The 12564-nt window shown below is 72.9% G+C and carries 12 protein-coding genes and 3 tRNA genes; 7 read left to right on the top strand and 8 right to left on the bottom strand.

Annotation, left to right across the window (positions count from 1 at the left end; translation table 11 throughout):
- Window positions 1-52: 52 nt before the first annotated feature.
- Window positions 53-1027: a universal stress protein gene (locus SOY78_RS00295; protein ID WP_036383528.1), complete on the top strand. Its 975-nt coding sequence runs from the start codon at window positions 53-55 to the stop codon at window positions 1025-1027.
- Between the two features lie 7 nt (window positions 1028-1034).
- Here the strand turns inward: SOY78_RS00295 and SOY78_RS00290 are convergent, their stop codons facing one another.
- Window positions 1035-1424, bottom strand: coding sequence for a metallopeptidase family protein (locus tag SOY78_RS00290; protein WP_217565073.1), 390 nt, complete (start codon window positions 1422-1424; stop codon window positions 1035-1037).
- 118 nt (window positions 1425-1542) lie between these two features.
- Between SOY78_RS00290 and SOY78_RS00285 the strand changes: the two genes are divergently transcribed.
- The 4 genes from SOY78_RS00285 to SOY78_RS00270 all read left to right on the top strand — a co-directional run bounded on the left by SOY78_RS00285 (window position 1543) and on the right by SOY78_RS00270 (window position 2660).
- A tRNA-Glu gene (locus tag SOY78_RS00285) sits at window positions 1543-1615 on the top strand.
- A 116-nt stretch (window positions 1616-1731) separates the two neighbouring features.
- Window positions 1732-1805, top strand: a tRNA-Asp gene (locus tag SOY78_RS00280).
- A 72-nt stretch (window positions 1806-1877) separates the two neighbouring features.
- Window positions 1878-1953 (top strand) — tRNA-Phe (locus SOY78_RS00275).
- 92 nt (window positions 1954-2045) lie between these two features.
- The gene (locus SOY78_RS00270) at window positions 2046-2660 is read left to right on the top strand and encodes a cysteine hydrolase family protein (protein WP_217565075.1); all 615 of its coding nucleotides are present in this window, start codon (window positions 2046-2048) and stop codon (window positions 2658-2660) included.
- 7 nt (window positions 2661-2667) lie between these two features.
- Here the strand turns inward: SOY78_RS00270 and SOY78_RS00265 are convergent, their stop codons facing one another.
- On the bottom strand, window positions 2668-2934 hold the full coding sequence (locus tag SOY78_RS00265) for a hypothetical protein (protein ID WP_049147831.1): 267 nt from the start codon (window positions 2932-2934) through the stop codon (window positions 2668-2670).
- A 201-nt stretch (window positions 2935-3135) separates the two neighbouring features.
- On the opposite strand from SOY78_RS00265, the gene SOY78_RS00260 reads away from it, so the two are divergent.
- Window positions 3136-4995 carry a BCCT family transporter gene (locus SOY78_RS00260; RefSeq protein WP_217565077.1) on the top strand — a complete coding sequence of 620 codons (1860 nt, stop codon included), beginning with the start codon at window positions 3136-3138 and terminating at the stop codon, window positions 4993-4995.
- 82 nt (window positions 4996-5077) lie between these two features.
- Here SOY78_RS00260 and SOY78_RS00255 read toward each other — a convergent pair whose 3' ends face one another.
- The 6 genes from SOY78_RS00255 to SOY78_RS00230 all read right to left on the bottom strand — a co-directional run bounded on the left by SOY78_RS00255 (window position 5078) and on the right by SOY78_RS00230 (window position 11892).
- Window positions 5078-6544: an amino acid permease gene (locus SOY78_RS00255; RefSeq protein WP_134416819.1), complete on the bottom strand. Its 1467-nt coding sequence runs from the start codon at window positions 6542-6544 to the stop codon at window positions 5078-5080.
- 206 nt (window positions 6545-6750) lie between these two features.
- Window positions 6751-8574, bottom strand: a complete 1824-nt coding sequence (locus SOY78_RS00250) for an alpha-amylase family glycosyl hydrolase (protein ID WP_158184156.1) — start codon at window positions 8572-8574, stop codon at window positions 6751-6753.
- Between the two features lie 114 nt (window positions 8575-8688).
- Entirely contained in the window at window positions 8689-9591 is a 903-nt protein-coding gene (locus SOY78_RS00245; protein ID WP_060973769.1) for a hypothetical protein, read from the bottom strand.
- Between the two features lie 18 nt (window positions 9592-9609).
- Window positions 9610-10437: an exodeoxyribonuclease III gene (locus tag SOY78_RS00240; protein WP_095347077.1), complete on the bottom strand. Its 828-nt coding sequence runs from the start codon at window positions 10435-10437 to the stop codon at window positions 9610-9612.
- A 44-nt stretch (window positions 10438-10481) separates the two neighbouring features.
- On the bottom strand, window positions 10482-11390 hold the full coding sequence (gene nadE, locus SOY78_RS00235; protein WP_141843958.1) for an ammonia-dependent NAD(+) synthetase: 909 nt from the start codon (window positions 11388-11390) through the stop codon (window positions 10482-10484).
- A 58-nt stretch (window positions 11391-11448) separates the two neighbouring features.
- Window positions 11449-11892 carry a MarR family winged helix-turn-helix transcriptional regulator gene (locus SOY78_RS00230; protein WP_036340247.1) on the bottom strand — a complete coding sequence of 148 codons (444 nt, stop codon included), beginning with the start codon at window positions 11890-11892 and terminating at the stop codon, window positions 11449-11451.
- A gap of 58 nt (window positions 11893-11950) precedes the next feature.
- Between SOY78_RS00230 and pyrE the strand changes: the two genes are divergently transcribed.
- Window positions 11951-12547, top strand: coding sequence for an orotate phosphoribosyltransferase (pyrE, locus tag SOY78_RS00225; protein ID WP_324701629.1), 597 nt, complete (start codon window positions 11951-11953; stop codon window positions 12545-12547).
- Window positions 12548-12564: the final 17 nt, after the last annotated feature.

Genomic DNA, 12564 nt, shown 5'->3' with positions numbered 1-12564 from the left:
CACTCGGCCGGGTCCGCCCGGGGCCCGTCGAGTCCGACTCGAGGAGGTCGCCATGTCCGCCCAGACCCAGCCCGCCGCCACCCGCCGTGAGGACGCACCGCTCGGCGTCCTGGTGGGTGTGGACGGCTCCGACCAGTCCGTCTCCGCCGCCCGCTGGGCCCAGCGCGAGGCCGGCCTGCGCGGCGAGCCGCTGACCCTCGTCACCGCCTACTCGATCCCCGCGTACTGGGGTTACGGCGCGGACGCCGGCGGCGCCGTCCTGGACGACTCCCGTCTCCGCGAGGGCGTGCAGGCCCTCCTGGAGGAGGTCGCCGGCAAGCTCGACGCCGACGGGGTGCGTCCGGAGCTGCGTGTGGAGATCGGGGACGCGGCCGGCGTCCTCGTGGAGCTCTCCGCCGAGGCCTCCCTGCTCGTCTCGGGCGCGCGCGGCCGCGGCGGCTTCATGGGCCGCCTGCTCGGCTCGGTGGCCGCCGCGCTGCCCGGCCACGCGCACTGCCCGGTCGCCATCATCCCCGCCGGGGTCGAGGCCAGCCGCGCGGGGGACAGGACCGCCGTCGTGGTGGGCGTCGACGGTTCCGAGCAGGGCCGTGCCGCCGCTCTCGAGGCCGCTGAGGAGGCCCGCCTCCGCCAGGCCCCGCTGAAGCTCGTGTGCGCCGTCCCGCCCCTGGGCGCGAACGCCGCGTGGCTGGCCGTCAGCCTGGACGAGGAGGCCCGAGAGCGGGAGCTGCGCGAGCGTCTCGACGCCGGCGCCGCGTGGATCCGCTCCGAGTTCCCCGGCCTCGAGGTCCTCACCGAGCTCGTGGACGGCACCCCCGTGGACGTGATGGTGGACCAGACCGCCACCGCCCGCCTCACCGTGGTGGGCACGCGCGGTCTGGGCGGCTTCGCCGGTGCGATCGTCGGCTCCACGAGCCGCGGCGTCGCGGACCACGCGAAGGGCCCGGTGCTCGTCGTCCCGTTCCGCAAGGACGTCCGCCTCGGCCGCCGCGCCTCGTTCGGCCCGGTCCAGGACCAGCCGGAGTCCTGACCGGCGCTCAGCCCCAGCCGAGCTCGTGGAGGCGCTCCTCGGAGATGCCGAAGAAATGCCCCACCTCGTGCATGACGGTGACGGTGATCTCGTCCTCGAGCTCGGCGCGGGAGGTGCAGTGGCGGGTGAGCGGGCCGCGGAACACCACGATCCGGTCCGGCATCTGCCACGCGAACTCGGCGCGCTCGGTCAGCGGCACGCCCTCGTAGAGGCCGAACAGCTCGGTGGCCGGGTCCTCCCAGCGCTGCGGCTCGTACTCGTCCTCCACCACCACGACGACGTTCGTCAGCAGCCGTGCCAGCTCGTCCGGGATGCGGGTGAGGGCCGCGGAGACGGCGTCGTCGAACTCCTGCTCGCTCATCCACGTGGCGGCGGGGCGGTCGGGGCGATGGCTCACGGAGGGCTCCTGACGGCGGGGCACGACGACGGCGGACCGGCTCCGGCGGGAACTTGCCGGGGGGCGTGCGGCCACCATAGACTCCCAGGGTCCACCTCGGGAATCTCGAACCGGACCTGCCCCTATCGTCTAGAGGCCTAGGACACCGCCCTTTCACGGCGGCGACACGGGTTCGAATCCCGTTGGGGGTACGCAGGCCGGCCGCCCTCGGCGGCCGGAACGGCACTCGCCGACTGGGTTTGCACGACGCGCGGAGGCTCTGCTAGAGTTTCCACTCGTTGCGAAAGCGGCGAGAACAACAGAACATGGCCCTGTAGCGCAGTTGGTTAGCGCGCCGCCCTGTCACGGCGGAGGTCGCGGGTTCAAGTCCCGTCAGGGTCGCTCGGATCATCCGATCACCGGCATTCGGAAATGGAGTCCGGTGACGCATGGTCCTGGTGACGAAGGTCGCCGGGCTCTGTAGCTCAGTTGGTAGAGCGTACGACTGAAAATCGTAAGGTCACCGGATCGACGCCGGTCGGAGCCACCACTTCGAGAAGGCCCCCCGCAGACGCGGGGGGCCTTCGTCGTCCGGGGCGACGAGCCACTGACAGGCGGCGACGCGGTGGGCACACTGGGTCGATGCCCGATTCCCCCTCCGCCCGCGCGACCGGCGGCGAGACCGCGCTTGTGGTGATCGACGTCCAGCACAGCTACTTCGAGCATCCCGCGCTGGCCGCCCATCAGGCCGAGCTGACGGCGGCGGTCGTGGAACTGCTCCGGACCGCCCGCGAGGCCGGCCGTCCCGTCTTCCTGGTGCGGACCGAGCACGCGCGGGACCGCTCCACGTGGACGTTGAACATGCTGGCCGACGGCGAGGGCTTCGCCTTCCCGGGCACCCGGCAGGCGGCTCTGCTCGACGGGGTCGCGGCGGCCGCCCCGGACGCCGTCGAGGTCGTGAAGACCCGGGACTCCGCCTTCCACGGCACGGGACTGGCGGCCGAGCTGCGGGGCCGCGGGGTGGATCGGCTCCTGCTGTGCGGCGTCTCCACCCACAGCTGCATCGCCGCGACCGCCACGGCCGCGTTCGCCCTCGACTTCCACGCCGCGATCGCGACGGACGCGATCGCCTCCGAAGAGCCGGCGCTGGCCTCGGCGATGCTCGACTTCCTCCGCGACGAGATGCGTCAGCCGCTCCTCGGGCAGGACGAGGCACTCACCCTCCTGCGCACCGGCCTCGTCCCCGACCGGGGCTGAGGGGCGGTCACAGGATCTCGACGTCGCCCTCGTCCGCACGCGTGCGGTCCTGGGCGTCCTCCTCGATGTGCATGGCGGCGGACTCCGCATTGCGCAGGGAGTCCGGGGCACGTCCCTCCCCGGCCCAGTGCTGCGGGTCGTCCGAGCCGCCGCGCACGGGCTGGCCGTCGCGGCCGTCCTGCGGCGCGGGGTCGCCGGCGGCGTTGGGATCGGCGAGCAGGTCCGTCTCGAGCTCTCGTTCGTCCTCGCGGTCCTCGAAGGGGACGTCGGTCATGGTGCGGTCCTTCCTCTCGCGGGCGGGCCCGTCCGGCGCCGCCGTCGTCGTGGTGTCCCACACCCTAGTGAGGCCGCCCACGCCTCACCAGGGGACGCCCGCGCCGGGGCCGTGGGCGCGGTCACCCCGCCGGGTGAGACCGTCCACTCGGCCGCGTCTCAGGCAGGGAGCCGGCGTGCGGGACCACGTAAGGTCGGGAGGATGAGCGATCCGACACCGCCCTCGACCGAGCCCATGATCCCCGAGCAACCCGGGAACCATCCGTCCTCGGCGACCGCCCCCGACGCCGGCGTCGCCCCTGCCACCTCCGCCGCGGCCGCCCGCGACCGCGTCCTGCTGCCGTGGGTGTTCTGGCCCTCCGCGGTCATCGTGCTCTCCTTCGTGGGGGCCACGCTGCTCGCCCCCGACCAGATGACCGTGGGCATCGGCCTGGTCCAGCAGGCCATCATCACGAACTTCTCGTGGTGGTACGCGCTCGTCGCTCTGTTCTTCGTGCTGTTCTGCGGCTACCTCGCGTTCTCCCGCAAGGGCGGGATCACGCTGGGCAAGCCCGATGAGAAGCCCGAGTTCTCCACGCTGTCCTGGTTCTCCCTGCTCTTCGCGGCGGGCATGGGCATCGGCCTCGTGTTCTTCGGCATGACCGAGCCGCTCATGCACTTCACCGATCCGCGGCCCGACGTGGCGGCCGCCAACCCCACCCAGGCGGAGGCCGCCCAGTCGGCGCTGGCCACCACGTTCCTGCACTGGGGCCTGCAGCCCTGGGCGATCTACGCGGTGGTGGGCGTGGCGGTCGCGCTGGCCATCCACCGGCGCGGCCGTCCCCTCGCGCTGCGCTGGGCCTTCGAGCCGCTGATCGGCGAGCGCCGCGTGCGCGGCGGCTGGGGCCACCTGATCGACAACATCGCCCTCATCGGCACCGTCTTCGGCGTGGCCACCTCGCTGGGCCTCGGGGTCACCCAGATGTCCGCGGGCCTGCGCGCGCTGGGCATCGTGCCCGAGGACAGCCCCTGGCTCGAGTACGCCATGATCGGCGCGGTCACCTGCGTGGTGCTCTACACCGTGGTCTCCGGCGTGGAGCGCGGCATGAAGTGGCTGTCCAACACCAACCTGATCCTGGCCGCCGGCCTGCTGCTGTTCATCGCGATCGTGGGACCCACCGCGTTCCTGTTCAAGGAGATGGTGCAGTCCCTCGGCTCCTACATGCAGTACTTCTTCGCGAACTCGCTCAACGTCTCCGCGTTCTACGGCGCCGAGGGCGACGCGTGGCAGGCCGGCTGGAGCGCGTACTACTGGGGCTGGTGGATGTCCTGGACGCCGTTCGTCGGCATCTTCATCGCCCGCATCTCGCGCGGTCGCACCGTGCGCGAGTTCATCGCGGGCGTGCTGCTGGTGCCCACCATGGTGGGCGTGGTCTGGTTCGGCATCCTGGGCGGCACCGCGATCTTCCTCGAGACCACCCGCCCGGCCGGGTACACCTCCGTGGTGGGCGCGGACGGCGCCATCGACTCGAACACCGCGCTCTTCCAGGTGCTCGAGCAGCTGCCCGCGGGCACGATGCTCGTGGTCGGCGCCATCATCCTCTCGGGCATCTTCTTCATCACCTCCGCCGACTCGGGCTCGCTCGTGATGGGCATGCTCGCCACGGGCGGCGACGTGAACCCGAAGGCCACGGTGAAGATCTTCTTCGCCATCGCCACCTCGCTCATGGCCGCGGCCCTGCTGGCCGCCGGCGGCCTGTCCGCGATCCAGGTCCTGGCCATCACCATCGGCCTGCCGTTCTCCGTGATGATGCTGCTGATCTGCCTGGCCACGTTCCGCTCGCTCGGCTACTCCGTAGCGCGGGTGGAGGCGGTGCGCCGCCAGGCCATGCTGGCCTCCATCAAGGACCGCCTGGGCCTCGAGTCCGACGACGACGAGGTGGTCGACTCCGGCCCCGTGGCGGCCTCGCAGTGGTGGGCCTCGCTCAGTCGGGACCACCAGCAGCGGATCGCCGATGCGGCCGCCGGCGTCCCGGCCTCGGAGGGGCCTCGCCGCACCCGGCTGCGCCGCCACGAGCACTGACGTCCGCCCCCGGGCGCCCTCCCGGCCCCGACGAGAACGGCCCCTGTCCCGCGCGGGACAGGGGCCGTCGTCGTCGTGGGGGTCAGTCCTCGTGGGACTGGCGGGTGCGGACCACCGGCAGGGTGCCGGTGCGGCTGTGGGCCGCGGCCGACGTGCGGGTGCCCGTGACGAACCAGGCGAGGGTCAGGACCGCGACCCACACGAGACCGATGATGAGCGCGCGGCGCGAATCCGGGATGGTAGCCATGGTGATCACCACGGTGGCCACAAACGCCAGGCCCAGGTAGGTGCCGACGTTGCCCAGCGGCATGGGGAAGGGGGACGGCTCCGCGCCCTGCTCCGCGACGCGCCTGCGCATGGCGCGGTGGGACAGGAAGATCATGGCCCAGGTCAGCACCACGGCGAACGAGGCGACGCCGGCCACCAGGCTGAAGGCGTTCGGGTCCACGGTGATCAGCACCGCGCCGAGCACCATCACGCCCAGCGTCACGGCCACGGACAGCCACGGCACGCCGCCGCGGTTGGTGTGGGTGAAGGCCCGGGGCGCCTGGCCGTCATGGGCCATCGCGTAGAGCAGGCGACCGGACGCGTAGATGCAGGCGTTGATCGCGGAGACGGCGGCCGTGAGCACCACGAAGTTCAGCAGGTGCGGGGCGAAGGGGACGCCGAGGCCCTCGAAGATCTGCACGAACGGGCTGGCCTTGCCGTCCACCTGGTTCCAGGGGACGAGGGCCATGATGACCGCCATCGTCAGCACGTAGAACAACAGGATGCGGATCGGCACCGTGTTGATGGCCTTGGGCAGCACCTTCTCCGGGTTCTTGGCCTCGCCCGCGGCCACGCCGAGGGTCTCGATGCCGCCGAAGGAGAACGTCACGATGGTGAGCGCGGTCAGCACGCCCAGGATGCCGTGCGGCAGGAATCCGCCGTGGTCCACGAGGTTCGCCAGGCTGGCTTGGGTGCCGTCCGCGGTGGAGGCGCCGGTGAAGAGCAGGATCACACCGCCGAAGATCATCGCCACGATGGCCCCGACCTTCACGAGCGTCAGCCAGAACTCGGCCTCGCCGAAGTTCCCGACGTGCGTGAAGTTGATCAGGCCGACCACGAGGATCGTGGCGGCGACCCAGGCCCAGGCCGGGACCCCCGGGAACCAGAACGCCATGTACGTGGTGATGGCGGCGGTGTCCGCGATGATCACGACGGCCAGCTCGAAGACGAAGGTCCAGCCGGTCACGTAGCCGGCGAAGGGGCCGAGATAACGGGAGGCATAGGCGGCGAAGGAGCCGGAGACGGGCTCACGGAGCGTCATCTCGCCGAGGGCGCGCATCACGAGGAACACGGCGGCGCCGGCGACGAGGAAGGACAGGATCACGCCCGGCCCGGCGGCCTGGATGCCGCCGGCCGAGCCGTAGAAGAGGCCGGTGCCCACCGCCGTGCCCAGGGCGATGAACATGATGTGCCGCTGGCTCAGGCCGCGGTGCAGCTGCCCGCGGTCCGTGGTGGCCGCGTCGGGCTCGGCGACGCGGGAGCCGGAGGGGGAGGTGCTCACGTGAAGTCTCCGCTCGAAGGGGGTGGATCAGGACACGCCATGGTGACTCGTGACACAGCGTTCATGCCACTTTGTCCGGTGTGATGCGAGTCATCGTGGACGTTACGTCGAGTTCATCCGACCGTGCCGGATGATGTGGCCTCGGCCACCGCTGATTCCTCGCGGAAGATCTGTGGCGCCCCGGCGGGTCCCGGGGCGTGCCCGGCTCAGTCCATGAGCAGCCACGCGGCGGCGTCGTGCGCGAGCTGCCCGTCCTGCACGGCCTCTGCCTCCTCGAGGGAGAACAGGGCCCGGGAATGGCCCGCGGGCAGGTCGACGGGATCGGTCGACAGGTTCGCCATCACGAGCACGGTGCGCGCCGGGATCGGCTCGCCCGAGCCCAGGTGCCGGCCACCGCCCGAGGTGACCGTGAACGCCAGCACCCCGCGTGCGGGGTCGTGGTGCTCGGACCACGCGAACGTGCCCGTGCCCAGGTCGAGCTCGCCGCGGATCTGCAGCAGACGCCGGTACAGCTCGAACACGGAGCCCTCGACGCCGACCTGCCGGTCCGCCGCCAGCGCCCGGAAGGACGCGGGCTGGGGCAGCCACGGCGCGGCGACGCCCTCGGCGGCGGACGCGGGGCCGTCGTCGTCCGCGGGGGTCGAGAAGCCGTAGGACGTCTCGTCCGCGGCCCACGGCAGAGGGATGCGGCAGCCGTCGCGGCCGGGCTCCTTGCCGTCCGTGCGGAAGAAGTAGGGGTCCGTGCGCTGCTCGGCGGCCAGGGTGGTGTGCTCGGGCAGGCCGAGCTCGTCCCCCTGGTAGATGTACGCCGAGCCGGGCAGGGCCAGCTCGACCAGGGCCGCGGCGCGGGCCCGGCGGCGGCCCAGCTCCTCGTCCGGCTGCTCGTCCTCGGCGGTGATGCCGGCCGGGTAGGAGCTCGGGTCCGCCAGGCCGTAGCGGGAGGCGTGGCGCACCGTGTCGTGGTTGGAGAGCACCCACGTGTTGGGGGCGCCCACGCGCTCGGCGTGCTCGAACGAGCGGTCGATGGCGCTGGTGAGCGACTCCGCGTCCCAGCCGGCCATGAGGTAGGTGAAGTTGAAGGTCTGGTGCATCTCGCCGGGGCGGACGTACCGGAACATCCGCGAGAGCGGGGCCACCCACGCCTCGGCCACCATCATCGGCTCGTGGTCGTAGGAGTCCAGGACCCGCCGCCAGTGCCGGTAGACCTCGTGGACGCGGTCCTGGTCCATGAACGGGGTGAGCGGCTCGAAGGTGTCCGGGTCGAACGTGGGGTCGGCGTCCTCGCCCGCGTCCGTGACCATGCCCATGCGGGAGTGCTCGGCGTCCGGGTAGCCGGGCTGCTTGATGAGCCCGTGGGCCACGTCCACCCGGAAGCCGTCCACGCCGCGGTCCAGCCAGAACCGCAGGATGGAGCGGAACTCCTCGCGCACCTCCTCGTTCTCCCAGTTCAGGTCCGGCTGCGTGGTGTCGAACAGGTGCAGGTACCACTGGCCCGGGGTGCCGTCCGCCTCGGTCACGCGGGTCCAGGCCCCGCCGCCGAACGTGGACTCCCAGTTGTTGGGGGGCAGCTCGCCGTGCTCGCCGCGGCCCTCGGCGAAGTGGTAGCGGGCGCGCTCGGGGGAGCCGGGGCCGGCGGCCAGGGCGGCCTGGAACCACGCGTGCTCGGACGAGGTGTGGTTCGGCACGAGGTCCACGACCACGCGGATGCCGGCCTCGTGCGCGGCGGCGATCATCTCGTCCGCGTCCGCGAGCGTGCCGAACCGCGGGTCCACGGCGCGGTAGTCCGCGACGTCGTAGCCGGCGTCGTGCTGCGGGGAGAGGTAGAAGGGTGAGAGCCAGATCGCGTCCACGCCGAGCTGGGCCAGGTAGTCGAGGCGCGAGGTGACGCCGCGCAGGTCGCCCATGCCGTCCCCGTCCGCGTCCGCGAAGGAGCGCGGGTACACCTGGTAGATCACGGCGTCCACCCACCACGGGGTGACGGGCCGGTTCCGGGCTTCCGAGGGCGGGGTGCTCAGGCGCTGCGTGGTCATGGGATCCACCCTAGGCCCGACGCGGGAGCGCGCGCCCCGCGTGAGCGGCGTCGGCGGCGTGGTGTGCGTCTCGAGCACCCGGGTCGGCCCCACCCCGGTGCGCCGGCGGCCGGCTCAGGTCAGCCGGGCCAGCATCCCGACGGCGGCCCAGCGACGGTTCAGCCGTTCCTGCGCGACGCCGGCGGTCGCCTCGTCGCCCTCCTCGAGGGCGTCGATGAGCGTCCACAGGTCGAAGACGGAGTCGTCCGGCCACACGTGCCGCGTGAGGCCGCCGTAGTCCAGCTCGATCCACGAGTCGGGGTGGAACGCGCCGAGCCACTCCACCATCACCGTGAGCTCGCCGATCAGCTCCGCATCCGGGGCGTGCCGCGCGAGCACCGCCGCCGCGTGCCCGGCCCGCTCCCGGGCGGCCACGATCGGGGCGCGCCGGTACGCCGTGCGCTCGCCGTCCACGAGGCGCTTCACCGGCTCCTCGGGGTCGAACACCGTGAGCCAGCCGTGCGGCACACCCCACGTGGCCGTGCGCGTCTGCACGCGGTGGTGCTCCGGCGCGCCGCCCTCGTCCTGCGGGTCCTGGCCCGCCGCGTCCGGGTCGGGGGAGAGGCCCCACTCGTCCTCGAGCGCCACGAGCGCGCGGCCGCGGTTCATGGCGCGCGCCGCCGGCGGGATGGCGGCCTCGTGCAGCCGCGGCAGCATCGTCTCCTCGAGCATGGCCGCGGCCATCTCGGCGCGCAGGCCCCGCTCGTCCGGGCAGTAGAAGGCGGAGCGGTGCTCGTCCTGGAGGACCCGCACCAGGTCGTCCTCACCGGGTTCCGGGAACGGGTCGGCCACGGGCCGGGCCAGGCGACGCCGGGCCCGTTCGGCCGCCTCGGCCTCGACCTCGGCACGGGTGCGGTGGCCGCCGGCGATCAGCCGCGCCTGGACCGCGTCCGGGAACGCGGCCAGCGGCTGGAAGACGCGCAGGTGCGCGGTGCCGCGCGCGACACCCGGGGGCGGGCCGCCGTCGTCGTGGGTCATCGCGGGCTCGTCCGTGGTTCAGCCCAGCTCGACGACCACGGGCGCGTGGTCCGAGGCGCCCTTGCCCTTGCGCTCCTCGCGGTCGATCCAGGCGTCCGTGACCGTCCGTGCGAGGGCGGGGGAGCACAGCTGGAAGTCGATGCGCATGCCCTTCTTCTTGGGGAAGGCCAGGCCCGTGTAGTCCCAGTACGTGTACACGCCGGGGCCGGGGTGGCGCGGGCGCACCACGTCCACCAGCCCGGCGTCCTCGAACGCGTGGAACGCCGCGCGCTCGGCCGGGGAGACGTGCGTGTAGCCCTCGCGCTGGAACAGCTCGATGTCCCACACGTCCTCGTCCTGCGGAGCGATGTTCCAGTCGCCGGCCAGGGCGAGCCGGGTGTCCGGGTCCTCGGCGAGGCGAGCGGCCGCGTGCTCCTGGAGCACGCGCAGCCACTCGAGCTTGTAGCCCATGTGCTCGTTCTCCAGGCCGCGCCCGTTGGGCACGTACAGGCTCCACAGGCGCACCGGGGCGACGCCGTCGGCCGCCTCGGCACCCACGGTCGCCCCGATGGCGCGGGACTCCTCCTGCGGGTCCACGCCGCCCTTGCCGAAGTGCGGCTGGCCGGGGAAGCCGCGCTGCACGTCGCTCAGGCCGACGCGGGAGGCGATGGCCACGCCGTTCCACTGCGAGGTGCCGTTGTGCGCCACCTCGTAGCCGGCGCGCTCGAAGAGCTCCCAGGGGAAGTTCTCGTCCCGGCACTTGGTCTCCTGGATGGCCAGGACGTCGATGTCATGGCGCTCGAGGAAGGCCTCGACGCGGTCGGCGCGGGCACGGAGGGAGTTGACGTTCCAGGTGGCGATCTTCACCCGGCCAGGCTATCGAAGGGCGCGGACACCGTGGGATCGGCGCCTCAGCGCCACCAGTCGTCGTGGATCGTCACCGGCGTGGTGCGCTTGTGGCGGCTGCGGAGCCAGATGCCCTCGAGCTTCTCCGCGACCTCGGTGGGGACGTCCTTGCCCTCGAGGTAGTCGTCGATGTCCTCGTACGTCATCCCGAGTTCGGCCTCGTCCGTCTGGCCCGGCGTGCCGTCCAGCAGGTCCGCGGTGGGCACCTTGTTCCACAGGGGCTCGGGGGCGCCGAGTTCGCGGCCCAGCGCCCGCACCTGCCGCTTGTTCAGGCCGGCCAGCGGCAGGACGTCCGCGCCGCCGTCGCCGAACTTCGTGTAGAAGCCGGTGATGGCCTCGGCCGCGTGGTCCGTGCCGATCACCAGCTGCCCGTGGGCGCCGGCCACCGCGTACTGGGCCGTCATGCGGATGCGGGCCTTGACGTTGCCCTGGTTGTAGTCCGAGATCGGCTCCCCCACGGCCTCGGCGAAGGCGGCGGCCAGACCCTGCACGGCCTCCGCGATGTTCAGGGTGACGTCCTGATCCGCGCCCACGAAGTCCATGGCGGCCCGGGCATCCGCCTCGTCGTGCTGCACCTTGTAGGGCAGGCGCACGGCGGTGAACCGGGGGTTCTCGCGGGAGGGCACGACGTCGGCGCCCACCCCCGCCTCACCCGGCGGGGCGGTGCCGGGGCCGCCCAGGGCGACGGCGTCCGTGACGCCGAGCTGGGCGCGGCGACGCTCGGCGGCGAGCTGGGCCAGCCGGCCACCCACCGTGGAGTCCACGCCGCCGGAGATGCCCAGGACGAAGCCGGACGCGCCCGTGGCCGCGAGGTAGTCGGCGAGGAAGGCCACGCGCCGTTCGACTTCGGCCGCCGGGTCGATCTCGGGGAGGACGCCCTGCTGGGCGATGATCCGCTGCTGGAGTTCACGCATGCCGGTCAGCGTAGGACCGGCCCCGCGCACGGGGACAGGGTCGGTCGGCGACGACGGCTCACGCGTCCGGGTGCCCCAGGTTGCGGGCGATGCGGCGCAGGACGCGGACGGCGTCGTCGATCTGGTCCCGCGGGACGTCCGCCGTCGCCTCGGCACGCAGGGCCTCGACCGCCTCACCGACGCGGGCGCCCGCGGTGCGGCCCGTGGCGGTGAGGGTGTAGAGGTCGCCCTCGACCGTCACCCAGCGGGACTCGACCAGCTCCTCGATCTGACCGGACACCGCGCCGCGCTGCTCCTCCTCGAAGCCGGCCTCGAGCTCGGCGCGGGACTGCGGGGCCACCGTGAGGGTGTTCAGAAACTGCCACTGGGCGCGGGTGAGGCCGTGCTCCTCGAGGCTCTCGGCCACGCGCGCCGCGATCAGGCCCTCGGTGAGGGTGAGCCAGTGCGCCAGGGGCAGGCCGGAGGGATGCTGGACGGCGTCGTCGTGCTGGATCTCGCTCATGGCCTGAGCCTAGCCAGTCCGGGACGGAAGCGGCAGGGGCGGTCGGGCCCGCACTAGCATGGGCGGCATGACCGACGCGCAGACCCCCACCGTCCCCACGCCCGAGCAGGACCGCGAGCGGCTCAAGCAGCTCATCCAGGATCTGGCTGTGGTGCACGGCCGGGTGACCCTGTCCTCCGGCAAGGAGGCGGACTACTACGTGGACCTGCGTCGGGTCACCCTGCACCACGAGGCCGCCCCGCTGATCGGCCGCGTGATGCTGCGCCTGCTCGAGGAGAACGGGATCGGGTGCGACGCGGTGGGCGGGCTGACCATGGGTGCGGACCCCGTGGCCACCGCGATGATGCACCAGGCTGGCGCCGCAGGCCGCGCGCTCGACGCCTTCGTGGTGCGCAAGGCGCAGAAGTTGTACGGCATGGGCCGGCAGGTGGAGGGCCCGGGCGTGGACGGTCGCCGCGTCGTCGTGCTGGAGGACACCTCGACGACGGGCGGCTCCGCGCTGACCGCCGTCGAGGGCGTGCGCAACGCGGGCGGCGACGTCCAGGCCGTGGCCGTGATCGTGGACCGCGCGACCGGGGCCGCCGAGCGCGTGGCCGAGGAGGCGGGGGTGCCGTACCTGTACGCGTTCGGCAAGGACGAGCTCGGCCTCGACTGAGCCTCGGCCGGCCCCGC

The organism is Micrococcus sp. HOU01 (genome assembly GCF_035609305.1).
Lineage (GTDB): Bacteria > Actinomycetota > Actinomycetes > Actinomycetales > Micrococcaceae > Micrococcus > Micrococcus luteus.
This window is presented reverse-complemented; position numbering and strand designations above follow the sequence as displayed.

Bases quoted from the DNA above. Each gene is read 5' to 3' on its own strand.
- SOY78_RS00295 (WP_036383528.1), top strand. From the start codon at position 53: ATGTCCGCCCAGACCCAGCCCGCCGCCACCCGCCGTGAGGACGCACCG.
- SOY78_RS00270 (WP_217565075.1), top strand. From the start codon at position 2,046: ATGCCCGATTCCCCCTCCGCCCGCGCGACCGGCGGCGAGACCGCGCTT.
- SOY78_RS00265 (WP_049147831.1), bottom strand. From the start codon at position 2,934: ATGACCGACGTCCCCTTCGAGGACCGCGAGGACGAACGAGAGCTCGAG.
- SOY78_RS00260 (WP_217565077.1), top strand. From the start codon at position 3,136: ATGAGCGATCCGACACCGCCCTCGACCGAGCCCATGATCCCCGAGCAA.
- SOY78_RS00250 (WP_158184156.1), bottom strand. From the start codon at position 8,574: ATGACCACGCAGCGCCTGAGCACCCCGCCCTCGGAAGCCCGGAACCGG.
- SOY78_RS00245 (WP_060973769.1), bottom strand. From the start codon at position 9,591: ATGACCCACGACGACGGCGGCCCGCCCCCGGGTGTCGCGCGCGGCACC.
- nadE (WP_141843958.1), bottom strand. From the start codon at position 11,390: ATGCGTGAACTCCAGCAGCGGATCATCGCCCAGCAGGGCGTCCTCCCC.
- SOY78_RS00230 (WP_036340247.1), bottom strand. From the start codon at position 11,892: ATGAGCGAGATCCAGCACGACGACGCCGTCCAGCATCCCTCCGGCCTG.
- pyrE (WP_324701629.1), top strand. From the start codon at position 11,951: ATGGGCGGCATGACCGACGCGCAGACCCCCACCGTCCCCACGCCCGAG.